This is a genomic window from Sphingobacterium chungjuense (assembly GCF_011316935.1).
In the GTDB taxonomy this organism is placed as follows: domain Bacteria; phylum Bacteroidota; class Bacteroidia; order Sphingobacteriales; family Sphingobacteriaceae; genus Sphingobacterium; species Sphingobacterium chungjuense.
In genome coordinates, this window is the sequence record NZ_WLYS01000004.1 from 268,105 (window position 1) to 292,899 (window position 24,795).

Consider the following 24,795-nt stretch of genomic DNA (forward strand, 5'->3'; position numbering starts at 1 on the left):
GTTGTTAACTTTCTTTTGTGCTGTATGTACGTTGTTCTATTCGCTTTTCGTATAGTTCTCCTTGAAAAATACGACTCACGTAAATCCCCGGCGTATGAATATAATTAGGATCTAATTCGCCTGGCTCGACCAACTCTTCTACCTCTGCGATCGTGATCTTGCCACACATCGCCATTGCGTGATTGAAATTGTTGGCTGTACCGCGGAAAACAAGATTACCCATCCGATCTCCTCTCCACGCCTTCACCAAAGCAAAATCCGGTTCAAAGGCATGTTCCATCAAATAGTCCTTTTCCACTCCGTGGAAGGTAAACTTGCGGACTTCTTTGCCTTCTGCCACCTCTGTTCCTACTCCTGTAGGCGTGTAAATGACCGGCATTCCGTATCCGCCTGCCATCAGTCGCGTTGCCAGCGTACCTTGCGGGATCAATTCTACTTCCAATTCGCCACTCAACATTTGCCGTTCGAACTCCGCGTTTTCGCCTACGTACGATGCAATCATCTTTTTAATCTGCTTGCGTTGAAGCAATAAACCAAGACCAAAATCATCTACACCAGCATTATTACTAATGCAAGTCAGATCGACCACTTGGCGATCTATCAATGCTTGAATTAAATTTTCTGGGATTCCGCAAAGACCAAAACCACCGACAGCAATTGTCATTCCTGATTGCACATCGGAGATGGCCTCAAGCGCACTTGACACCGTTTTATCTATCATAAAGTTTATAATTCTGGAGTTAAAAACCTTAATAAAGGTATGAAAACAGGATCTATTTCTGAACAGAAATCTTGTTTATGTTCAATATTATGACTAAAATTGACTTTATCATACACAGAAACCTCAAAAAGTTTTATCGAATTATGTTCAAAGCATTTCTAACTACAGCCCTTCTCTTTTGCATTTCCTTCTCATTTGGACAGAACAGGCCGATGCTGCCCTATGCATTGAAAGGCGCTATTGATTCCCAGTTTTACTTTATCAACACGCTATCACGTAGTCAGGATGCCGACACGAAACTTATTCGAAAAACAAATCTGGAAATTCTTCGGAAAAATACTGCTGACACAATCAATCACTTAAGAGGTGAAATAGCAAAAATAACGGAAGCTAGCTCATCATCGATAGCGACCACACAGAGTCTGCGTGACTCGGTAAGTACCTTAGAAGGCGAGCTACGGGTAGAGCGCGATCGCACTGACAGCATCTCTTTTCTGGGCATCGATTTTCAGAAAAGCACATACCACACGATCGTTTGGGTCTTGATTTGTGTATTTGCAATCGCTTTTATTGCTAGTTTCTTCGCTTTCAAGAAATCTAAAATCGATACGGTAGAGCACCAGAAGACCGTACATGAGTTGCAGGACGAATTACAGTCTTTCAAAAAGAAATCGATGGAGAAAGAGCAATTGCTAAAGCGGCAACTACTCGATGAACAACTGAAACGAAATTCTTAACCTGCTACCAAGCAGATCAAAACAAGATTATGTGGCGTACACTGCTACTTATCGGAATAGGCGGAGGTGCAGGGAGCGTCCTCCGCTTTCTTATTTCGCAAGGCGTCAGCCGCATTGTTACAACTCCTTTTCCTTGGGGCACCCTTACGGTCAACGTGATTGGTTCATTTTTCGCTGGGCTAATATTATCAACCTTCAATCAGCAAACAGGGCATGTACCAGAATGGCGTCTATTTTTGATGACTGGCTTTTGCGGAGGCTTTACCACTTTTTCTGCCTTTACCGCGGAAAATCTATCGTTGTTACAATCTGGCCATGTCCTCACGGCAATCACATATATACTCAGTAGTATCTTGGTTAGCCTTTTAGCGATATGGCTTGGTTTCATTGTCACCTCCTAGCCTAACAGCCACTGTAGTAGTCGTTTTTCGTCTACTAGACTATATGCGCTAATTTCTTTTTTTATGTTTTGGTTTTCAATGGATAAAAGCTATTTTTGCAAACCAAAATACACCACGACAGAAGTGGCTGTATATGAATGAATAATTATATTTAGTCCTATTAATATGCCCAATATTGGTAAAATAGCGCAGATTATCGGCCCTGTTGTTGACGTCAACTTCGCCGACAATGAAAATCTTCCTAAAATTTTTGACGCTCTTTACATTGAGAAAGAGAATGGTCAGCGTGTAGTTTTGGAAGTTCAAAAACACTTAGGTGAAGAACGTGTTCGTACTATCGCAATGGATGCTACGGAAGGTTTGGTTCGTGGTATGCAAGTAGTTGATACCGGAGCGCCAATCAAAATGCCTATTGGAGAAAGTATTAAAGGCCGCGTATTCAATGTTGTCGGTGATGCTATTGATGGTATCCAGAACGTCGACAAAGAAAATGGTCGCAGTATCCACAATGTACCTCCACGTTTCGAAGATCTTTCGACAGAAACGGAAGTATTATTTACAGGTATTAAAGTAATTGACTTACTAGAGCCTTATGCGAAAGGTGGTAAAATTGGATTGTTCGGTGGTGCCGGTGTAGGTAAAACTGTATTGATTCAAGAATTGATCAACAACATTGCAAAAGGACACGGTGGTCTATCTGTATTTGCGGGTGTTGGTGAGCGTACACGTGAAGGAAATGACTTATTGCGCGAGATGCTTGAATCAGGCATTATCAAATATGGCGATCACTTCATGGAAGGTATGGAAAAAGGTCAGTGGCCTTTGGATCAAGTCGATCACGAATTGATGAAAGATTCTAAATGTACTTTCGTATTCGGACAAATGAATGAGCCTCCTGGTGCGCGTGCACGTGTAGCCCTTTCAGGTCTTACGATTGCAGAATATTTCCGTGATGGTGAAGGCGAAGGTCAAGGTCGTGACGTTCTTTTCTTTATCGACAACATCTTCCGTTTTACACAAGCAGGTTCTGAAGTATCTGCTCTATTAGGCCGTATGCCTTCAGCAGTAGGTTACCAACCAACGTTGGCAACAGAGATGGGATTGATGCAAGAGCGTATTACCTCTACTAAAAATGGATCTATTACTTCGGTACAAGCGGTTTACGTTCCTGCCGATGACTTAACGGACCCTGCGCCAGCGACTACGTTTGCCCACTTAGATGCGACTACGGTATTGTCTCGTAAGATTGCAGAGTTAGGTATCTATCCTGCGGTAGATCCATTAGATTCTACTTCAAGAATCTTGTCTCCAGCAGTATTAGGCGATGAGCACTACAATACCGCACAACGTGTAAAAGAGATTTTGCAGCGTTACAAAGAACTACAAGATATCATTGCCATCTTAGGTATGGATGAGTTGTCTGACGAAGATAAATTGACGGTAACCCGTGCTCGTCGTGTACAACGTTTCTTGTCGCAACCTTTCCACGTAGCAGAGCAATTTACGGGTCTTAAAGGTGTATTGGTAGATATCAAAGACACTATCAAAGGTTTCAACATGATCATTGATGGTGAAGTAGATGAGTATCCAGAAGCATCTTTCAACTTGGTAGGTACCATTGAAGAGGCTATTGAAAAAGGTAAAAAACTAATAGCTGAAGCTGTTTAATATGAAATTAACAATCATAACTCCCGATAAGTTAGCATACGAAGGCGATGTAACAGCCGTTACCGTACCTGGTAGTGCTGGTTCTTTTCAAATTTTGAAAGATCACGCTGCTATCGTATCTACATTGGAAGATGGTAAAGTAATCATTAATACGGGTACATCGGAAGAAGTATTCCAAATCAAAGGTGGCGTTGTAGAAGCCAAAGACAATATTATTACCGTCTTGGCCGAAGGAATACGCTAGGTAGACTTTTACAATCACCTTAGAAATAGGCCTCTTAAAACAATATGTTTTAAGAGGCTTTTTTTATAACCTAGATCGGCAAATCACTCATTTTAGGCAGAAAATTGGTAGCCTAGCAAAATATTTGATTTCCGCAAGGGTAGACTAATTTTAATATTAGTCTACCTTAATCCAAATTATAATTTAAAAAAATAGCTATATTACAGAATAAAAAAACTTTAAATCTTAAAATTCAGAATAAAAAACTTTTTTAAAATTTGAATACACGCTATTGCTTTAAAAATGGATTCGCTTTATCTTACAGAAACAAAAAGAGAAGACCTGTCTCTCTGTTGTGATGATACCAGACAGAGGAAAACAAAATCGGGAAAGCTATGCAGTATTATAATCAAGACACGTACATTTTTCTAGATGGCGAATTTGTAAAGGCCAACGAAGCAGGCACGGACTTCTTCGGGCAAGCCTTGCACTATGGTTATGGTGCTTTCGAAGGACTACGAGCATACAGTACACACAATGGTGTTCGTATGTTTAAGGCGGATGCTCACTTTGATCGACTACGCACTTCTTGCGAAGCGATTAATTTGCCTTTTCCTTGGTCTACACGCGAACTGATTGAGCAGACCTACGAGTTGCTGGCAAAAAACAATATGCGTGCTGCATACATTCGTCCCTTAGTATTTTCGGGGTCAAACATGCACCTGACATCTGCGGCCAACTCCAGTATTGTTATTGCCGCTTGGGAATGGGGTCCATTCTTAGGTCAGAATTTGCTCAAAGTTTGTCTTTCCGATATTCGTAGACCACATCCAAAATCTTTCCAGATCGATGCCAAGATTTCGGGTCAGTACATCAATGCGATTCGTGCTACGAGTGATGCCATTCGTAAAGGCTTTGACGAAGCGCTAATGCTAGATCAAGATGGTTTTGTGGCACAAGCATCCAGCGAAAACCTATTTATAGAGAAAGATTACAAATTATATACCCCGCCGATGGCAAACGTATTTCCGGGAATAACGCGCCAAACGGTGATGGATATCTGCAAAGGTCTAAACTTTGAGGTAATCGAAAAACGACTGACTGTCGAGGATGTCTATAGTGCGGATAGCGCCTTCTTATGTGGCACCGCAGCAGGTATTATTGGGATTAAACAAATTGACGAAACGACCTATCCGGAAGATTGGGAACACACGATAGGTTCATCCATACAACGTACGTACAAAAAATTAGTATTAGAGCAAGAGAATTATGAAGTCATCATCTGACAACGAAAACACGTTAAACAGATATAGCCGCATCTTTACACAAGACGCCACACAACCAGCCGCTAAAGCGATGCTTTACGGGATTGGATTGACCGATCAGGACATGGCGAAGGCACAAGTCGGTATTGCTAGCATGGGATATGATGGCAACACCTGTAACATGCACTTGAACGACCTCGCAAAAGAGGTTAAGAAAGGCGTTTGGTCCGAAGATTTAGTAGGATTGATATTCAATACCATCGGGGTTAGTGATGGTATGAGCAATGGAACAGATGGCATGCGCTACTCTTTAGTGAGCCGCGATGTCATCGCAGACAGTATTGAAACCATTTGTGGTGGTCAATATTATGATGGCGTGATCGCGATCCCCGGTTGTGATAAAAATATGCCCGGCGCGATCATGGCGATGGCAAGATTGGATCGTCCTTCTTTGATGGTGTATGGTGGTACGATTGCTCCTGGCCATTATAAAGGCGAGGAACTGAATATCGTATCCGCATTTGAAGCCTTAGGTCAGAAAATCTGTGGCAACATTTCGGACGAAGATTACGAAGGTGTGATCAAACACACCTGTCCAGGCGCTGGCGCTTGTGGCGGTATGTACACGGCAAACACCATGGCTTCTGCTATTGAAGCTTTGGGAATGAGTCTTCCGTACTCTGCTTCCAATCCTGCAGTGAGTGAGGAGAAAAAACAAGAATGTCTGGAAGCTGGAAAATACATTCGTATTCTATTGGAAAAAGACATTAAGCCTTCCGATATCATGACGCGCAAAGCGTTTGAAAATGCCATACGTAGCATCGTCATATTGGGTGGTAGTACCAATGCGGTATTGCACTTCATTGCGATCGGTAAAGCGATCGGTGTCGATATTACGCAAGATGACTTTCAGCGCATGAGCAATGAAACGCCTGTGTTAGCCGATTTCAAGCCTAGTGGAAAATATTTGATGCAAGATTTGCATCAATATGGCGGTACGCCAGCCGTGATGCGTTACTTATTGGACGAAGGATTGATCCATGGTGATTGCCTCACCGTAACCGGAAAAACGGTAGCGGAAAACTTAGCGGACGTAAAATCGATCATCGATTACAATCAACCGATTATCCGCCCATTATCTGATCCAATCAAAGCGACGGGTCACTTACAAATCTTGTACGGAAATATTGCCGAAAAAGGTTCTGTAGCCAAAATATCGGGTAAAGAAGGCGAACGCTTCGAAGGACCAGCACGCGTTTTCGATGGCGAGCAAAACCTGATTCAGGGTATCTCTTCTGGTCGCGTGAAACAAGGCGACGTAGTCGTGATTACCAATGCAGGACCAAAAGGAGCGCCAGGTATGCCCGAAATGTTGAAGCCTACTTCTGCTATTATTGGTGCAGGCTTGGGTAAATCGGTCGCATTGATCACCGATGGTCGTTTCTCTGGTGGTACGCATGGTTTTGTGGTGGGTCATATTACACCAGAATCCTATGCCGGTGGATTGATCGGTTTGATCGAAGATAATGACCACATCGTAATTGATGCTGTCAATAACACCATCAATGTATCATTATCTGACGAGGAAATAGCTGCTCGTCGTGCCAGATGGCAACAACCAGCATTAAAAGTATCCAAAGGAGTATTATATAAATATGCAAAAACGGTGGCTGACGCTTCCGAAGGCTGTGTAACAGATCTTTAAGCACGTCGAATCACCCTTTACGCGGAATATATCATGAGCACATTAGAAAAAACGCAGTTAGAAAAAGAAACGGTAACGGCGACCCAATTGAGTGGTTCGCAAGCTGTCTTAGAAGCTTTGCTTCAAGAAGGCGTAGATACCATTTTCGGTTATCCGGGTGGCGCAATTATGCCGATCTACGATGCCTTGTATGATTATAGCGAGAAATTGAAACATATTCTCGTCCGTCATGAGCAAGGTGGCATTCATGCCGCACAAGGTTATGCACGCACTTCAGGAAAAGTGGGTGTGGCATTCGCGACCAGTGGTCCTGGCGCTACTAATCTTGTAACAGGACTGGCAGATGCCATGATTGACAGTAATCCGATTGTCTGTGTGACTGGACAAGTATTTGCGGCCTTGTTAGGTACCGACGCTTTTCAAGAAACGGACGTGATCAACATCACGACACCAGTGACTAAGTGGAATTACCAAGTAACCGATGCAACTGAGATTCCGGAAGTAATGGCGAAAGCATTTTATATTGCCAGAACAGGCCGTCCGGGCCCAGTCTTGGTGGATATCACCAAGAATGCGCAACTCCAGTTGTTTGACTTCTTGGGCTATACTAAATGTAACCATATTCGCAGCTATCGGCCAAAACCAGTAGTTCGTAATGAATACATCACACAAGCTGCCGAGGTCATTAACCAAGCGAAAAAACCATTTGTGCTTTTCGGACAAGGGGTGATATTAGGCGAAGCCGAAGCTGAGTTCAAAGCATTCATTGAAAAAGGAGGTTTCCCAGCTGCTTGGACTGTGATGGGATTAAGCGCATTGGAGACAGAACATCCTCTTAATGTGGGCATGTTGGGTATGCATGGTAATTATGCGCCCAACGTCATGACGAACGAATGCGATGTGTTGATTGCAATTGGTATGCGTTTCGATGACCGCGTAACAGGTAGATTAGACAAATACGCGAAGCAAGCGAAGATCGTACACTTGGACATCGACCCCGCCGAGATAGATAAAAACGTCAAGACAGCGGTACCCGTTTGGGGAGATTGTAAAGAAACGCTGCCTGCCCTTACTGCGCTGCTGCAACAAAATGATCATAGCGCTTGGGTAGCCCAATTCCGCGAACTGGAAAAGGAAGAAATCAAGGAAGTGATCCAAGATGAACTGAACCCAACGACAGACATCATGACGATGGGCGAAGTGCTTAAAACCTTAAATGAACTGACCAACGGCGATGCGATTATCGTAACCGATGTAGGCCAGCATCAAATGGTGACTTGCCGTTATGCTAAATTTAACTCGAGCAGATCTAATGTCACTTCGGGTGGTTTAGGAACGATGGGATTTGGTTTGCCAGCTGCTATTGGCGCTTGGTATGGTGCACCGCATCGCGATGTGGTCGCTATTATCGGCGATGGCGGTATCCAAATGACGATTCAGGAACTAGGCACCATTATGCAATTCGGCGCAAAAGTGAAGATCTTGATCTTGAACAATGAGTTTCTGGGTATGGTGCGCCAATGGCAACAGCTCTTCCATCAGAAACGCTACTCGTTTGTAGACATTACCAGTCCAGATTTCGTCGCAGTAGCCAAAGGATACTACATTGACGGCAACAAGATTTCAGAACGTAAAGATCTTAAAACGGCGCTGAAAACGATGTTGGATCATGATGGTGCTTACTTACTAGAAGTCATGGTGGGCAAGGAAAACAATGTTTTCCCTATGGTCGCTCAGGGCACATCAGTTTCAGAAATACGGTTGAAGTAAAAGAAGTTAGAAGTAGGAAGTAGGAAGTTAGAAGTAGGAAGTTAGAAGTAGGAAATTAGAAGTAGGAAGTTAGAAGTGGATAACGAAAGGAAGATATATGACATTAAAGAACGGACTTTTGAATTTTCCAAAAGTGTGGTTTTGTTTGTCAAGAACTTCAAATTTGACCTTATCTATCACTCCCTATTCGATCAATTGATAAGAAGTGCTACATCTGTTGGTGCGAGTATAACAGAAGGCAAAGCAGGCTCTTCGAAAAACGACTTTCTAAAGTTCCACATCTAAAGTCAGCCAACGAGACAGAATATTGGTTAAAACTTATTAAGGAAACATTAGTACTAGAGGAACAATCAGAAGATATAAACTCCTTACTGAAAGAAACGGATGAGCTTATAAGAATATTAGTAGCAATAATAGTAAGGACTAAGAAATTAGAAGTTAAAAGTTAGCGTTAAAATATAGAAGTTAGAAAAGGCTTTCTCACTTCTAAATTCTCACTTCTGACTTCACTCTTCTTAATTAACACAAAATGGAAAAGCAAGAATATACCATCACCCTGTACACCGAGAATTCCATTGGGATGATCGGACGTATATCCACGATCTTCTCTCGACGCAAGATCAATATCGAAAGTCTGAACACCTCCCCTTCTGAAGTGGAAGGCATTCACCGCTTTACGATCGTCATTAGCGAAAGCGAAGAAGTGGTGCGCAAACTATGTCGTCAGATCGAAAAGCAAGTCGAAGTATTGAAGGCGTACTACAATACTAACGATGAATTGGTATGGCAAGAGCAAGCTTTGTATAAAGTACCTGCTGACGTGATCGCTGAGAAAGCCTACGTTGAGCGCTTACTACGTCAGTATGGCGCAAGCGCCGTTGTGATCCGCAATGACTACATCGTCTTCGAGACAGCTGGACATCGCGAGGAAATCGACCGCTTAACGGCAGAACTCACTAAATACAATTTGATCGAGTTTGTGCGCGGTGCTCGTATTGCGATCATCAAAGAAAGCGCTGGTTTCCACCAGAAACTGAAAGAGTTTGAACAACAAGAACCATCACCTGATGTCGTGGAAAATGAATTCCTAGATCAGCAGGACGAGGTTTTCACCATGTAATCTCCAAAATAGACATGACAGAAGTATTCCAGTTTATTCGCGATGCAAGACGGGCATTTATTGCGCTTTTAGATACGCTATCGTTGGAACAGCTTAACGAAATTCCGGCAGGTTACAACAATAACATTATTTGGAATTTTGGACATATCGTCGTATCCACGCAAGGTTTGTGCTACGCTCGTTCAGGCGTTCGCCCAGATACCAGTCAGATCCAATACCTATCAGCTTATGCCAAAGGCACCGTACCAACGTATGTGGTAGATCAGGCCGAAGTAGATGCTTTAAAGAAGCTAGCAATAGATACGATAGATACCATACAGCGTGATTACAAAGCGGGCGTATTTGCTAATTTTCAATCCTTTGAAACCAGCACGTACAAAGTCACATTAAACACGATTGAAGAAGTGATCGCTACGACGGTTGGTCACGACAATTGGCATTTTGGCTACGCCACCGCCCAGAAAAGATTAATTAAATAACCGCAATAGATATCAAAAAAATATAAATACATAAAAATGGCAAATTACTTTAATACCCTATCGCTCAGAGAGCAGTTAACCCAATTAGGACAAGCAGAATTTTTAGATGCTAGCGCTTTCACCGATGGCGTCGAAGCATTAAAAGGTAAAAAAATCGTCATTGTGGGTGCTGGTGCACAAGGTTTGAATCAAGGTTTGAATCTTCGCGATAGTGGTTTAGATGTTTCTTACGCCCTGCGTAAGGAGGCCATCGAACAAAAAAGAGATTCTTGGAAAAATGCAACAGACAACAACTTTGCAGTAGGTACGTATGAGGAATTGATTCCTTCGGCAGATCTTGTGATCAACTTGACACCAGACAAGCAACATACTAACGTAGTTGATGCCGTACAGCCTTTGATGAAAGAAGGTGCTACTTTGTCTTATTCTCATGGTTTCAACATCGTAGAAGAAGGATTGCAAGTACGTAAAGATTTGACCGTGATCATGGTTGCTCCTAAATCTCCAGGATCTGAAGTACGTGCTGAGTTCTTGCGCGGTTTTGGTGTTCCTACGCTCATTGCGGTTCACCCAGAAAACGATCCACAAGGAAAAGGATGGGCAGAAGCAAAAGCTTACTGTGTGGGCACTGGTGGACATAAAGCAGGCGTATTGAAATCTTCTTTCGTAGCCGAAGTAAAATCGGATTTGATGGGCGAGCAAACCATCCTATGTGGATTGCTACAAACAGGTTCTATCCTATCTTTTGACAAAATGGTTGAAAAAGGAATCGATGCCGGATATGCTTCTAAATTGGTCCAATACGGTGTAGAAGTAATCACCGAAGCCTTGAAACACGGTGGTGTAAGCGGTATGTTGGATCGTTTGAGCAACCCGGCGAAAGTAAAAGCATTCGAATTATCTGAAGAGCTAAAAGATATCATGCGTCCATTGTTCGAAAAACACCAAGACGACATCATGTCGGGCGAATTCAGCAAAACCATGATGGAAGACTGGGCAAACGACGATGTCAACCTATTGAAATGGCGTGCAGAAACGGGCGAAACAGCTTTTGAAAAAACGCCAGCTGGTGATGTACAGATCAATGAGCAAGAATACTTTGACAACTACACGTTGATGGTGGCTTTTGTACGTGCCGGTGTAGAGTTGGCATTCGAAGTAATGGTACAAGCAGGTATTAAACCAGAAAGTGCTTATTACGAATCATTGCACGAAACACCATTGATCGCTAACACCATCGCTCGCAAGAAATTGTTCGAAATGAACCGCGTAATTTCTGATACCGCAGAATACGGATGTTACCTGTTCGATCAAGCGTGTAAACCCTTATTGACTGACTTCATGAGAACAGTAGATACAGAAGTCGTTGGAAAGAACTTCAACGATGGCAAGGACGGCGCAGTAGACAATTCGAAGTTGGTATCGATCAACGAAAAATTGCGTAACCACCCGGTGGAAGTCGTTGGACGCGAACTACGTAAAGCAATGAAGGCGATGAAAACGATTAAAACCGCGTAATAGCAAAAACAGGATAATCCATTAAAATTTTCGTAATTTTGATAGACATATCACGGGTCAAATTGACGATATGTCAATTTGACCCGTATCCATAATACCACAATTTGAGAGAGAGCATAATGGGAAAAACATTAGTAGAAAAAATTTGGGACGCGCACGTTGTGAAACGGCAAGAAGGTTTTCCAGACATCCTGTACATCGATACGCACCTCATCCATGAGGTAACTTCGCCGCAGGCTTTCGACGGATTACGCAAGCGCAATTTACCGGTGTTCAGACCGAATCAGACGGTGGCTACCGCCGATCACAATGTACCTACGATCGATCAGCACCTACCGATTAAAGAGGAATTATCCAGATATCAGGTCGATATGTTGAGCAAAAACACCAGCGAATTTGGGGTGGAGCTTTACGGATTAGGCCATCCTTTCCAAGGAATTGTACACGTAATTGGTCCTGAGTTGGGTATTACTTTACCCGGAAAAACGATGGTATGTGGCGATAGCCATACGTCTACGCATGGCGCTTTTGGTGCGATTGCTTTCGGAATCGGAACATCACAAGTAGAGCAAGTTTTTGCTACGCAGTGCTTGTTGCAACAAGCGCCAAAAACGATGAAAATCGAGGTCAATGGCACTTTACAGCCAGGTGTAGGTGCTAAAGACATTATTCTATATATTATTGCCAAGATTTCGGCTGCAGGTGGTACAGGTTATTTCATTGAATACGCCGGTTCCGCTATTCGCGCGCTTAGCATGGAAGCACGGATGACAATCTGCAACATGAGTATCGAAATGGGTGCTCGTGGTGGATTGATCGCTCCAGATGATATCACCTTTGATTACATCAAAGGACGCGAATTTGCACCGAAAGATCAGAAATGGGACGAATCTTTGGCATACTGGAAAACCTTGTATTCTGACGAAGATGCCACGTTTGATTCCGTATTGGAATTTGCCGCAGAAGATATCGAGCCGATGGTGACCTATGGTACCAACCCAGGAATGGGTATGGGTGTCACCGAGCACATTCCAGCTACGGAAGCACAACCAGAATCCGAACGCCCTTCTTACAAAAAAGCATTGAACTACATGGGTTTCGAAGACGATCAGCCGCTTTTAGGCCGTCCTATCGACTATGTGTTTATCGGTAGCTGTACCAACTCTCGTATCGAAGATTTGCGTGAAGTCGCCAACTTTGTGCGCGGTAAGCAAAAAGCAGAGCAGGTAGAAGTCTGGATCGTTCCAGGGTCGAAGCAAGTGGAAGCGCAAGCCAAAGCCGAAGGCATTGACAAGGTATTGGAAGCAGCCGGTTTTATTCTACGCGAGCCGGGCTGTTCAGCATGTTTGGGGATGAATGAAGATAAAATTCCTGCCGGAAAATACTGTATATCCACTTCGAATAGAAACTTCGAAGGTAGACAAGGACCTAATGCGCGCACGTTGCTAGCAAGCCCGTTGACGGCAGCAGCAGCAGCCATCACAGGAAAAATTACAGATGTGCGCGAATTTCTAGGATCTGAAGAATCGATAGAATTCATACAGTAATGCAGGATAATATAATGATAATAGGTTTGTCTGTTTTAGTTGAAAAAATAAATTGTACATTCGGCGGAAATTATTTAACAACCACAAATTATCATTTAACATTAAATTCTGAAAAATGAAGAGCATTCATTCTTTTAAAAAAATTACTGCCGTAACTATCTCTACATCAATCTTATTTGCTAGTTGCGCGAGTAAGACAATGATTCAGTCAAATCCATCAAACGCCAAGTTGTATATCAACAATGAGTTTGTTGGAAATACACCATTTGATTACAAAGATTCGAAGATTGTTGGATCTACAAATGATGTAAAACTAGAGAAAGAGGGTTATGAGACTTTCTATTCTTCATTTTCTAGAAGTGAAAAAGCGGATGTGGGCGCTATTATTGGTGGTGTATTTTTATTATTCCCGTTTTTGTGGACGATGAAATACAAAGACAGCCGCACCTACGAGCTTTTGCCAGTAAATGGATCATCACAAAAGAATGAACCGTTGACTAGCGTTACTGATTCAAAAGCGAAAAGACTACGTGATCTAAAACAATTGTTAGACGAAGAAGTGATCACGAAAGCAGAATTTGAAAAAGAGAAGGAAAAGATCCTGAACGAATAAGCATATAGGCCGTTTCGAAAGTAATGCCTTATACCAAATAATGGTCATCCTTAAAGGATGACCTAAATTGCATTAAAATGAAAAAATTTGAAACATTAAACTCTTCGGTAGTACCATTACCGATTGAAAATATTGACACCGATCAAATCATTCCGGCTCGTTTCTTAAAAGCAACGACGCGCGAAGGCTTTGGCGACAACCTCTTCCGCGACTGGCGCTTTGATGGCGACAATCAACCCAAAGCAGATTTCGTGATGAATGATGCTACCTACGCTGGTAAAATCTTGGTAGCAGGTAAGAACTTTGGTTGTGGTTCATCCCGTGAGCACGCGGCTTGGGCTATTCAAGATTATGGTTTCGATGTGGTTATCAGCTCTTTCTTCGCTGATATTTTTAAAGGTAACGCGCTGAACAATGGCGTACTTCCTATTCAAGTGACCGAAGAGTTCCTAGAAAAGATCTTTGCCTCTACGTTTAAAAACCCCGAATCCAAATTGGTGGTCGACCTAGAAGCGCAGACCGTGACTATTCAAGATACGAATGAATCATTCACCTTCGAGATCAACCCGTACAAGAAATCTTGTCTGATCAATGGATATGACGACATCGATTATATATTGAGTCATCGTTCAGAAATCGAGGAATTCGAAAAAACGCGCCCATATAGCTATGTCTAAACCCTGGGTTCACATACAAGATCTTTGCGTACGATACGGTGCTAAAACTGTGTTGCAAGACTTGGCGTGGACTTATGAGGGTGGCACACATTGGGCGATTGGTGGCGAAAGCGGCTCTGGAAAAACAACCTTAGCACGTGCATTGGCCAATCAAATCCCTTATCAGGGCTTGATTGAGTTGAATTTACCGACTGATAAATCTCCCGCAGTATTATACGTACCCAATTGGTATCAGTTTACCAACTTAGAAGGCGATCGCAACTTTTATTATCAGCAACGATACAATACCCATCAAGGGCGAGATACCAGAACGGTAGCTGGCGAATTGGCGCATTTTGCAGAACAGGAAAACCGAGCTTTGGCAGAAGCACTTCCCTACGTGAAAGCATTAGGCTTTGACGAGCAAATGGATTCGCAACTGATTGAGCTTTCCAGTGGCGAGCACAAGAAATTACAATTAGTAAAAGCACTGTGGAGCAATCCACAACTTTTGATTATAGATGAGCCATACACTGGCTTAGATAAAGCATCAAGAAAATCATTAAACGAGTGTATTGACCAACTAGCTGAAAGAGGAACACAGGTGATTTTATTGACGAATGACGTCAACTTACCGCAATGCATCAATGCATTCGCGATCGTGCAGGCAGGTCAATTAAAAGAAGTAGCCAGTCCAGATGGTTTTATCGTGGCTAAACCGCGGCAATCCCGCGCTTTACCCGAATTTCTAAGAGCAGCACCCGAAGCAACCAGTGAGCAGATCATTCAGCTCAACAACATACACGTTCGCTATGGCGACAAAACCGTATTGCAGGATATCTCCTGGACCGTCAATCGGGGCGACAAATGGGTTATCCAAGGCGCCAATGGATCTGGAAAATCGACGTTGTTGAGCCTCATCAATGGCGATCATCCGCAAGCTTACGGGCTAGATATTCGCTTATTTGGCAATCAACGTGGCTCTGGCGAAAGCATCTGGGATATTAAGCAAAAGATCGGATTGATATCACCTGAAATGCACTGGTACTTTGACCAAACTGCTACCGTATGGCATACCGTCACTTCGGGTTTTTTCGATAGCATCGGTTTATATGCAGAGGCCTCTTTTCAGCAAAAGAAACAAGTAGACGAGCTGTTACATTTTTTTGATCTGTATACCGTAAAAAGTGAACTGCTCAGCACCTTGCCTTTGGGCAAACAACGTTTGGCATTGCTTGCTAGAACCGTGATCAAAAACCCACCATTATTGGTATTAGATGAGCCCTGCCAAGGTTTGGATCAAACACAAACACAGTATTTCAACGACGTCGTAGATGAATTATGCCAGCATGGCAAAACGTTGCTTTACGTCGGGCATTACGAAAGTCAATTACCGCAATCCATCGACCACCGTTTGGTATTGGAAAAGGGAAAAATAGTTAGACCACAACACAAAATTATACTAGAAGAACGAGCGTAGAAACTCGACAAGTAACGACATAACATGAAGAAGAATATATTAATCATCCCGGGTGATGGTATCGGACAAGAGGTCACAGAATGGGGTAAGCAGGTACTAGAAGTAATCGCTTCCAAATTCGGACATGAGTTTGCATTTGACAACGCCATTATGGGGCATACCGCGATTGAAGCCTCTGGCAATCCTTTGCCTGATGAAACTTTGGAAAAAGCCAAAGCTTCTGATGCAATCTTATTCGGCGCGATTGGTCATGCTAAGTACGACAATGATCCTTCAGCCAAAGTACGCCCAGAGCAAGGCTTGTTGAAAATCCGGAAGGAACTAGGCCTATACGCTAACTTACGCCCTATCTTATTATTCGATGAGCTGTTGGATGCTTCTAGTTTGAAACCAGAGATCCTTCGCGGGACTGATATTTTATTCTTCCGTGAGTTGACCGGTGATGTGTATTTCGGGGAGAAAACACGTAATACAGATAACACCTTCGCTTCCGACCTGATGAACTACCACCGCTACGAAGTAGAGCGTATTGCACGCAAAGCTTTTGAGGCGGCACAAACGCGTGGCAAGCGTCTTTGCTCCGTAGATAAAGCCAACGTATTGGAGACCTCTCGCCTGTGGAGAGAAGTGGTACAAGGGTTAGCTGCCGAATACCCAGATGTAGAAACCGAGCACATGTTTATCGACAATGCAGCGATGCAACTGGTGAAAAATCCGAAGAAATTTGATGTGGTATTGACCGCGAATCTATTTGGTGATATCTTGACGGATGAAGCTTCGCAGATCGCTGGATCGATGGGCATGTTGGCCTCCGCTTCTATTGGTGATGGCACTGGGTTTTTCGAGCCGATTCACGGATCTGCACATGATATTGCTGGCCAAGACAAAGCGAATCCACTAGCCTCTATCCTATCAGCTGCCTTAATGCTAGATATTGCCTTTGGATTGCAAGAAGAAGCAAAAGCCGTTACCGACGCCGTAGACCAAGCATTGAAAGCAGGATGGAGAACATCTGATATTGCGGTAAGCGACACACCTGCCGATCGCATTCTAGGCACCGTAGCCATGGGCCAAAAGGTCATTGAATTATTGAAGTCAAGATAACCGATATATAAACATACTGTAAAGTACTAAATTTCGAACCCTATGTTACACGATCCGAATCATTTGTATATCTTCGACACCACCCTTAGAGATGGTGAACAAGTACCCGGTTGCCAACTTACGACACCGGAAAAAATCGAAATAGCCAGAGATCTGGAAACACTAGGCGTGGATATTATTGAAGCGGGTTTTCCCGTATCCAGTCCCGGAGATTTCCAGTCTGTCGTCGAGCTTTCTAAAGCGGTAGACAACGTGATTATCTGTGCCCTTACGCGTGCCAATGAAAACGACATTACCGTGGCAGCCGAAGCTTTAAAATATGCTAAACGTCCACGTATCCACACTGGTATCGGTTCGTCGGATATGCACATCAAATACAAATTCAACAGCACACGTGAAGAAATTCTAGATCGTGCTGTGGCTGCCGTGAAGCATGCTAAAAGTTTTGTGGAAGATGTAGAATTCTACGCAGAAGATGCTGGCCGTGCCGACCTTCCTTACTTAGCGCAAATGGTCGAAGCGGTTATTGCAGCAGGTGCCACGGTCGTCAATATTCCAGATACCAATGGCTACTGCTTGGCCGATCAGTATGGTGCGAAGATTAAATACCTGAAAGAAAACGTAAAAAATATTGATCAGGCGATCATTTCGGCACATTGCCATAATGATTTGGGCTTGGCAACAGCCAATTCCATCGCCGCGATTCAAAATGGTGCCCGTCAGGTAGAATGTACCATCAACGGTATAGGCGAACGCGCAGGAAATACTTCATTAGAAGAAGTGGCCATGATCTTGAAAGTACATGCTGCACACTTCCCAGATCTTACTTCCAATATCAATAGCAAGCTCTTCACTGCCATTTCACAGAAGGTGAGCTCCATGATGCGCATGCCAGTACAACCAAACAAAGCTATCGTGGGCAAAAATGCCTTTGCGCATAGCTCCGGAATTCACCAAGATGGTTTCTTGAAGCACCGCGAGAATTACGAGATCATCCGCCCAGAAGATGTAGGCTTGGATGAAGCGGGTATTATTCTGACCGCGCGCTCTGGCCGTCACGCCTTGAAGCATCATCTCGAGCGCTTGGGATATACGATGGACAAAGAAGCATTAGCAGCTACCTACGAGCGTTTTCTCGTATTGGCAGATGCCAAAAAAGACATTGTGGACGAGGATCTTTTGACCTTAGTCAAATAACCTTTTCTTTTATCCATAATCGCAATAATACATGAATTTATCCACGTTGGAAATCGACTCACTGGCTGCCAAAGAGCGCATTAAAGATGTCGTTTTTCGTACGCCATTGCAATATAATCATCATCTGTCGGAAAAGTACGGCGCAGAGATTTACCTGAAACGCGAGGATCTACAAGTCGTGCGTTCGTACAAATTGCGTGGCGCATTCAATAAGATCAGTAGCCTGTCGGCGGATGATTTACAGCGTGGCGTAGTCTGCGCTAGTGCAGGCAATCACGCACAAGGCGTTGCCCTATCATGCAAAAAGCTAGACATTAAAGGCGTGATCTTTATGCCCGGCCCAACACCGCGCCAAAAGATTACGCAAACAGAAATGTGGGGCAATGGCAATATAGAAATTGTATTGACGGGCGATACATTTGATGACTGCCAAAAAGCCGCTTTGGAATATGCTGCTGAACATGCCATGGTATTCATCCCGCCTTTCGACGATATCAAAATCATTGAAGGCCAAGGTACCGTCGCGGTAGAGATCTTGGAAGATTTACCCGATGTCGAAGCAGTAATTATGCCCATCGGTGGCGGCGGATTGTCTTCGGGATTAAGTCTTTACATGAAGCAACATGCACCGGCGGCAAAATTGTACGGCGTAGAGCCTGAAGGAGCAGCTTCTATGCAAGCCGCGATGAAGCATGGCGCACCGATTGAGTTAGAGAGCATCAACAAGTTTGTGGATGGTGCCGCTGTGAAGAAAATTGGTGTACTTCCATTTGCTATTTCTAGCCAATTATTGGATAGCGTACGATCTGTGCCAGAAGGTAAGATATGTACAACTATTTTAGAACTCTATAATAAAGATGCTATCGTAGCCGAACCTGCAGGGGCGTTATCAATCGCCGCATTGGACTTTCACCAAGAAGAGATTCGCGGCAAGAAAGTAGTATGTATCGTGTCTGGTGGCAACAATGATATTGATCGTATGGGCGAAATCAAAGAGATGTCGCTCTTGTACGAAGGGATCAAGCATTACTTCATCGTGCGATTTCCACAACGTCCGGGTGCATTGAGATTATTGGTCACCGAAGTTTTAGGACCAAAAGACGACATCACGCGCTTCGAGTACATCAAAAAAACCGAGCGTGAACGCGGACCGGCATTGATCGGTGTCGAGCTAGGCACGGCCAAAGATTACACCAGCCTGATCGAGCGCTTAAAAGCCTATAAGTTTGACTTTATTGAAATCAATAAAGATCAAACGCTCTTTGAATATTTGGTTTAACACCAAATATTTAATCAATTCCGCTGGGTTAATCTCCAATTGATCCGGCGGAATTGAATAAATTCGTATCTTTCAGAAGAATTTATTACAAACCAATATTTTAGCGACCGTGCTATACCAAGATTTCCTTTTCATGCGTAAATCCACTTTCATCTTGCTCCTATTGTTGAGCATCTGCGTACATGTAACACAAGCTCAAACAAAAACTTCTGCCGATTGGTCTACTATCGATTCTTTACTCGAAAAAGTGCGGGCAGATTATCAAGTAGCTGGGTTTTCTGTCGCTGTCGTGCATAAGGATAGCTTGCTCTACAGCAAAGGTTACGGTTATCGTAATTACGAAGAGAAGCTGCCAGCTACACCGCAAACTTTGTATGCTATAGGTTCATCAACCAAAGCCTTTACCGCTGGCTTAGTCGGTAAATTATTTGGCGATAGCCTTTCAATAGATAATAAAATCACGCAGCATTTACCAGCATTGCGTTTTCAAGATGGACGCGAAAGCCAAGTGACTGTACGCGATCTGATGGCACATCGCACTGGGCTTTCCCGATATGATCTTTCGTGGTATCTCTTCAATACCGATGCTCGCGACAGCCTATTGGCACGTGTGCAATACATGAAACCAACTGCCGATCTACGCAGTACTTGGCTGTACAACAACTTCATGTACCTAGCGCAAGGTATGATTGCCGAGAAGATGACTGAAAAATCTTGGGAGGATAATATTCGTACCCATTTTCTAAAGCCACTCGGCATGACGCAAACCAATTTGGGTATTGCTGATATGTCGACCAATAAAAATGCTTCACGAGGCTACACGGTAGACGACGAAAAAAAGATCGAGTATATGCCTTATTATAATATCAACGGCATGGGCCCGGCCGGTAGTATTAATAGCAGCGTGGCAGAAATGGCCAATTGGTTAAAAGTATGGTTGAACGAAGGGAAGTACAACAACAAACAGATTTTGCCAGCAAAATACGTTCAGGAAGCCATGAGTTCGCAGATGGTGATCGCCGCGGCCTTACCTTCTACCAAACAAACAGACGTACACCTCAAAAACTATGGTTTGGGTTGGATGATTGGTTCATATCGCGGTCATTACCAAGTAGAGCACGGCGGCAATATTGACGGATTTTCTGCGTCCGTGGCGTTCTTTCCTAGTGATTCCTTGGGCATTGTGGTGCTGACGAATCAAAATGGATCCGAAGTACCGAGCGTTGTTCGCAATTTGATTAGCGATCAATTATTGGGATTATCTTACGTCAATTGGAATACGCGTGGTGTGCAACAAGACAGTGTAGAAACGGCAGTAAAACCGCTAGAAGATGATTTAAAACAAGTGAAAGGTACTAAGCCATCCCATCTGTTCGCGGATTATGTAGGACTATATCATCATCCCGCATACGGACAATTTGAGATACGCTTCGAAAATGGTGTTCTAAAAACACATTTAGCCACAAAAGAACACCACTTGGAGCATTATCATTATGACACGTTCACGCTTAGAGAGCTGAGTACCGATAAAGAGAAAAAGCAAGATGATGACGAGGCGCAAAAGATCACTTTTCACACTGGTTTTGATGGCGACATTAAAAGCGCACAACTAGATCTTCCAGAATCGTTCGAATTCACACGTAAGGCCAGCGCCAAAGAGGTAAGCAAAAAAGATTTAGAAGCTTACGTAGGCGAATACGCTGTGGGTAATATGAAGATTACGATCACAGTAAAGGATAATGTAATCTATATGGATGTACCTGGCCAAAATAATTATGAAACGATCGCGCAAGGCAACCACAATTTTAAGATCAAAGACCTCGCTGGTTTTGCGATTCGCTTTGTGCTGGATGAAAGCACTGGAAAAGCAAGCACGCTCTATGCGATTCAACCCAATGGTACATTCGCCGCCAAAAGAATTGGTGATTAACCTTTTGTAAATGGGTATCGAATTTGCGCTTTTTTGTTCGCAAACACAGTATTATTTCATAAACACGAGATAATAAAATCATCTCTTTAATCGACAGCAGCCACCTCAAAACTCTCGGTGTTAGCACTGCTATGCGCATTTTTTTCTCAGGTGATGATCCCATAGCGACTTTCGGTCTGTTCCCAACAAATTTTCCCAGAAAGGAATATATTTCCAAGTTTATACTCCACAGGTGTCATTTTTTATTAAATTTGGTTACCACTTATAAAAATATAAACTTAAAAAATGTACGCTTTGGAGCAGTCTAATCACGCTGTCCCAAGTTTATGGCGTGAAAACTACTATTTAATAAACTTAATACACACTACACATGAAATCAAAATTACCTGCTCAAGGTATTCGCATGCTTGTGTCCGCGCTAGTACTTTTCCTACTACACGGAAACATTGCGTTTGCTCAAAATGCTACTCTGAATGGCAAAGTAACCGGCGACGGACAGGCTATTTCGGGAGCTACCTTAACATTAGTAGAATTGGATCGAAAAGCCGGTACAGATGCCACCGGATCGTTTAGTTTTAGTGGCGTAGCTGCGGGAAGCTACACGCTTATTGTTTCTTTCCTAGGCTATGAAACCTATCGGGAAACCATTCGCGTTAGCGAAAACATGTCGCCATTAAGTATCAATTTGCAAGCCTCGTCTAGCGAAGATATTGGTGAAATTACCGTTGTCGGTTATGCTTCCGTACAGCGAAAAGACCTAACCGGTGCGGTCACCAAGGTGAGTGAAAAAGACTTTAATCAGGGGCCATTCACCGCGCCAGATCAATTGATCCAAGGTAAAGCTCCTGGTGTACAAATGATTAACAATAGTGGCCAACCGGGTGGCGAAACAACGGTGCGTATCCGTGGTAATTCTGCCGTCACGGGAAATGGCCAACCACTATATGTGGTGGATGGAATTGCCTTAGATGGTCGCTCACCACGTCCATCACGTAGTGCTGCAGTTGGGGCTACGCCGGGTGGAAATCCATTGGTATTTCTCAACACGTCGGATATAGAAAGCATGGAAATCCTAAAAGATGCTTCCGCCACCGCGATTTACGGTGCGCGTGCAGCCTACGGTGTGGTTTTGATCAATACTAAACGCGGTAAAGCGGGCGATCTGCAGGTCAATGTCAATGCATCTACCGGTGTCTCTTCCCTGATGCGCCGCTTAGATATCTTAGATGCCAATCAGTTCCGTGGCGCCTTAAATAGTTATGGAATTACGGGCGGTGATTTGGGAGCTGATGTGGATGCTATGGGTGCGATTACGCGCAACGCCATCATTCAAGATTATGCGGTATCCATGAGTGGCGGTACGGAAGATGCCAAATTTCGTGCTTCCATCGGTTACCAAGATCAAGAAGGTATCCTGATCAAAAGTGGCTTTAAAAAGGTGGCTGCTTCGGTCAACGGTAACTTTCGCATGCTGGAAAGCAAAAAATTAGGTCTTGATTTGGGACTGATTGGTACGCAAACCAATGAACAATTGGCAGCGGTAACGACCGATGCGGGTTTTGAAGGCAGCTTAGTCGGTCAAGCGCTCAACTGGAATCCCACCGAACGGCTATATAATGAAGATGGTTCACTTAATATTAAGTACGGTACATCGATCATCAATCCATTAGGGATGGCAGAGGCCAATAATGATCATGCGCGCGTAACGACGGTGATCGGTAGCGTTTCCCCTTATTACAAATTCAATGATTGGTTAGAATACCGTGTTTTAGGAGCAGTAAATTACAGCTCAGGTATTCGTCGTGCTTCGACCAGAAGTTGGATCAACATCCCCGGCATTGTAGCCGATCAAGATGGTGGCACACTAGGCGGCGAAGCATCGTATGCTAATAATGAACTATTAACGAGCCAATTAACACATACGTTGACCTTCAATAGAGAGATTGCCGACAAACTGAATTTGAATGCGGTAATCGGTTATGAGTATATGAATTTCACGTACAAAGGCATGGATTTTCGTGGCATCAATTATGGTGATATCGACATTGATTATACCGATGCATTACAAGCAGGATCCAGCGGAAATCGCACTGTTAATTCGTTCAACGACCCAACCACGGAGTTACAATCTTACTTCTTCCGCGCGATATTCAACTACGACTCGCGTTATTTATTGACCGCTACGATACGACGTGATGGTTCAACCAAGTTTGGCGCTAATAACAAGTATGGTAACTTCCCTTCTTTCTCTGCGGCTTGGAACATTCGCAATGAAAGCTTTATGCAAGATGTAGAATGGTTGAGCGAATTGCGCTTGCGCGCTGGTTGGGGACGTACCGGTAACCAGGAATTTCCAGCTGGATCAGCCATCAACCGTTACGGCTTTATAAATGATAATGCCGTAAGACCGATTAATAACGGTAATCAAGATTTGCGTTGGCAGAGCGACGAACAATTGAATATCGGTTTAGACTTCGGGTTATTCGGCACGAAGTTGACGGGTTCGATTGATGTTTTCGATAAGAAAACCACCGATCTTCTCTATCCGACCATTCCATTGTATCCAAATGCACCGGATGCACCCATTATTTGGAGCAATCTGGATGGAGAGATTCGCAACCGCGGGGTAGAATTTGGCTTGCATTCGAACGTAATTCAAAAAGAAAACTTGACGTGGAATATCGGGGCTAACCTGACTTTATTGAAAAATGAAGTGAACAATATGAACAATGTGATCCTCACCGGTGCACTAAGTGGCCAAGGTGTGTCAGGTGCTACGGTGCAAGTCATTCAAGCAGGCTTGCCGATGTTTGCTATCATGACGCGTGAATATACTGGCTTAAGCCCAGAAGGATTCTCCACCTATACCGATGATGGCTTTACTATGCTGTACATGGGCAATCCAAATCCTAGTGCCTTGATTGGCTTTAGCACTGATGTGGCGTACAAAAGATTCACTTTCTCTGCGAACTTCAACGGTATGTTGGGGCAGGATATTTATAATAATACCGCCAACACGGTATTACCAATCACCAATTTGGGTGGATTCAGAAATATTGCAGCCGGTTTGTTAGACTCTCCTATTCAGGAATCATTGACCAACTCGGCCGCGCCGTCTTCCCGTTTTATCGAGAATGGAAGTTACCTAAAATTAGCGAATGCAACGATTGGTTACCGTGTAGGTAATATTGGCGCTTCGTTGAAGAATCTCAATATCTTCTTCAATGGTACCAACTTATTGCTATTCACCAAATATTCTGGGTTTGATCCAGAAGTCAACACCGCCAAAGGCGTAGGCAACACGGGCTCTGCGGGTATTGATTACATTGGCTACCCGCCAGTACGGACTTTTAATCTAGGTGTTAACTTCTCTCTCTAATCT

At 43.6% G+C, this 24,795-nt stretch carries 22 protein-coding genes; 21 read left to right on the top strand and 1 reads right to left on the bottom strand.

The features are described from left to right. Positions 1 to 4 precede the first annotated feature (4 nt). On the bottom strand, positions 5 to 721 hold the full coding sequence (locus GKO22_RS11795; protein WP_166335277.1) for a CoA transferase subunit A: 717 nt from the start codon (positions 719 to 721) through the stop codon (positions 5 to 7). A 143-nt stretch (positions 722 to 864) separates the two neighbouring features. Here GKO22_RS11795 and GKO22_RS11800 point away from each other — a divergent pair, with 143 nt between their 5' ends. The 21 genes from GKO22_RS11800 to GKO22_RS11900 all read left to right on the top strand — a co-directional run bounded on the left by GKO22_RS11800 (position 865) and on the right by GKO22_RS11900 (position 24,792). Further along, positions 865 to 1,458 carry a hypothetical protein gene (locus tag GKO22_RS11800; RefSeq protein ID WP_166335279.1) on the top strand — a complete coding sequence of 198 codons (594 nt, stop codon included), beginning with the start codon at positions 865 to 867 and terminating at the stop codon, positions 1,456 to 1,458. Between the two features lie 29 nt (positions 1,459 to 1,487). Next, positions 1,488 to 1,859, top strand: a complete 372-nt coding sequence (crcB, locus tag GKO22_RS16900) for a fluoride efflux transporter CrcB (RefSeq protein ID WP_166335281.1) — start codon at positions 1,488 to 1,490, stop codon at positions 1,857 to 1,859. A gap of 165 nt (positions 1,860 to 2,024) precedes the next feature. Then, complete coding sequence (atpD, locus tag GKO22_RS11810; protein ID WP_166335283.1) at positions 2,025 to 3,527, top strand: F0F1 ATP synthase subunit beta; 1,503 nt, start codon at positions 2,025 to 2,027, stop codon at positions 3,525 to 3,527. A 1-nt stretch (position 3,528) separates the two neighbouring features. Further along, positions 3,529 to 3,771, top strand: coding sequence for an ATP synthase F1 subunit epsilon (gene atpC / locus GKO22_RS11815; protein WP_166335285.1), 243 nt, complete (start codon positions 3,529 to 3,531; stop codon positions 3,769 to 3,771). A 374-nt stretch (positions 3,772 to 4,145) separates the two neighbouring features. After that, positions 4,146 to 5,036 (top strand): branched-chain amino acid transaminase, encoded by an 891-nt coding sequence (locus GKO22_RS11820; protein WP_166335287.1) that lies wholly within the window; start codon positions 4,146 to 4,148, stop codon positions 5,034 to 5,036. Beyond that, entirely contained in the window at positions 5,020 to 6,720 is a 1,701-nt protein-coding gene (ilvD, locus tag GKO22_RS11825; RefSeq protein ID WP_166335289.1) for a dihydroxy-acid dehydratase, read from the top strand. The genes GKO22_RS11820 and ilvD overlap by 17 nt, the downstream gene beginning before the upstream one ends. Before the next feature lie 33 nt (positions 6,721 to 6,753). Continuing rightward, positions 6,754 to 8,490 (top strand): biosynthetic-type acetolactate synthase large subunit, encoded by a 1,737-nt coding sequence (gene ilvB, locus GKO22_RS11830; RefSeq protein ID WP_166335290.1) that lies wholly within the window; start codon positions 6,754 to 6,756, stop codon positions 8,488 to 8,490. Positions 8,491 to 8,565: 75 nt separating this feature from the next. Beyond that, positions 8,566 to 8,775 (top strand): four helix bundle protein, encoded by a 210-nt coding sequence (locus GKO22_RS16905; protein ID WP_166335292.1) that lies wholly within the window; start codon positions 8,566 to 8,568, stop codon positions 8,773 to 8,775. After that, entirely contained in the window at positions 8,703 to 8,939 is a 237-nt protein-coding gene (locus GKO22_RS16910) for a four helix bundle protein (protein WP_394352161.1), read from the top strand. Before GKO22_RS16905 ends, GKO22_RS16910 begins: the two co-directional genes overlap by 73 nt. A gap of 80 nt (positions 8,940 to 9,019) precedes the next feature. After that, a complete protein-coding gene (gene ilvN, locus GKO22_RS11845; RefSeq protein ID WP_116774076.1) occupies positions 9,020 to 9,610 on the top strand; it encodes an acetolactate synthase small subunit in 591 nt (196 codons plus the stop codon). Between the two features lie 14 nt (positions 9,611 to 9,624). After that, positions 9,625 to 10,089: a DinB family protein gene (locus tag GKO22_RS11850; RefSeq protein WP_166335293.1), complete on the top strand. Its 465-nt coding sequence runs from the start codon at positions 9,625 to 9,627 to the stop codon at positions 10,087 to 10,089. Between the two features lie 36 nt (positions 10,090 to 10,125). Then, positions 10,126 to 11,607, top strand: coding sequence for a ketol-acid reductoisomerase (ilvC, locus tag GKO22_RS11855; protein ID WP_166335295.1), 1,482 nt, complete (start codon positions 10,126 to 10,128; stop codon positions 11,605 to 11,607). Between the two features lie 119 nt (positions 11,608 to 11,726). Further along, the gene (leuC, locus tag GKO22_RS11860) at positions 11,727 to 13,154 is read left to right on the top strand and encodes a 3-isopropylmalate dehydratase large subunit (protein WP_166335297.1); all 1,428 of its coding nucleotides are present in this window, start codon (positions 11,727 to 11,729) and stop codon (positions 13,152 to 13,154) included. A 115-nt stretch (positions 13,155 to 13,269) separates the two neighbouring features. Further along, complete coding sequence (locus tag GKO22_RS11865; protein ID WP_166335298.1) at positions 13,270 to 13,767, top strand: PEGA domain-containing protein; 498 nt, start codon at positions 13,270 to 13,272, stop codon at positions 13,765 to 13,767. Between the two features lie 77 nt (positions 13,768 to 13,844). Next, the gene (gene leuD / locus GKO22_RS11870) at positions 13,845 to 14,444 is read left to right on the top strand and encodes a 3-isopropylmalate dehydratase small subunit (protein ID WP_166335300.1); all 600 of its coding nucleotides are present in this window, start codon (positions 13,845 to 13,847) and stop codon (positions 14,442 to 14,444) included. Further along, positions 14,437 to 15,903, top strand: coding sequence for an ATP-binding cassette domain-containing protein (locus tag GKO22_RS11875; RefSeq protein WP_166335302.1), 1,467 nt, complete (start codon positions 14,437 to 14,439; stop codon positions 15,901 to 15,903). Before leuD ends, GKO22_RS11875 begins: the two co-directional genes overlap by 8 nt. A gap of 24 nt (positions 15,904 to 15,927) precedes the next feature. Next, a complete protein-coding gene (gene leuB, locus GKO22_RS11880) occupies positions 15,928 to 17,007 on the top strand; it encodes a 3-isopropylmalate dehydrogenase (protein WP_166335303.1) in 1,080 nt (359 codons plus the stop codon). 42 nt (positions 17,008 to 17,049) lie between these two features. Further along, positions 17,050 to 18,204: a 2-isopropylmalate synthase gene (locus GKO22_RS11885; RefSeq protein ID WP_166335305.1), complete on the top strand. Its 1,155-nt coding sequence runs from the start codon at positions 17,050 to 17,052 to the stop codon at positions 18,202 to 18,204. A 31-nt stretch (positions 18,205 to 18,235) separates the two neighbouring features. Further along, the gene (ilvA, locus tag GKO22_RS11890) at positions 18,236 to 19,483 is read left to right on the top strand and encodes a threonine ammonia-lyase IlvA (RefSeq protein ID WP_166335307.1); all 1,248 of its coding nucleotides are present in this window, start codon (positions 18,236 to 18,238) and stop codon (positions 19,481 to 19,483) included. Between the two features lie 133 nt (positions 19,484 to 19,616). After that, positions 19,617 to 21,413 carry a serine hydrolase gene (locus GKO22_RS11895; protein WP_166335309.1) on the top strand — a complete coding sequence of 599 codons (1,797 nt, stop codon included), beginning with the start codon at positions 19,617 to 19,619 and terminating at the stop codon, positions 21,411 to 21,413. A gap of 370 nt (positions 21,414 to 21,783) precedes the next feature. Then, positions 21,784 to 24,792 (top strand): SusC/RagA family TonB-linked outer membrane protein, encoded by a 3,009-nt coding sequence (locus tag GKO22_RS11900; RefSeq protein ID WP_240920283.1) that lies wholly within the window; start codon positions 21,784 to 21,786, stop codon positions 24,790 to 24,792. The last annotated feature ends 3 nt before the right edge of the window (positions 24,793 to 24,795 follow it).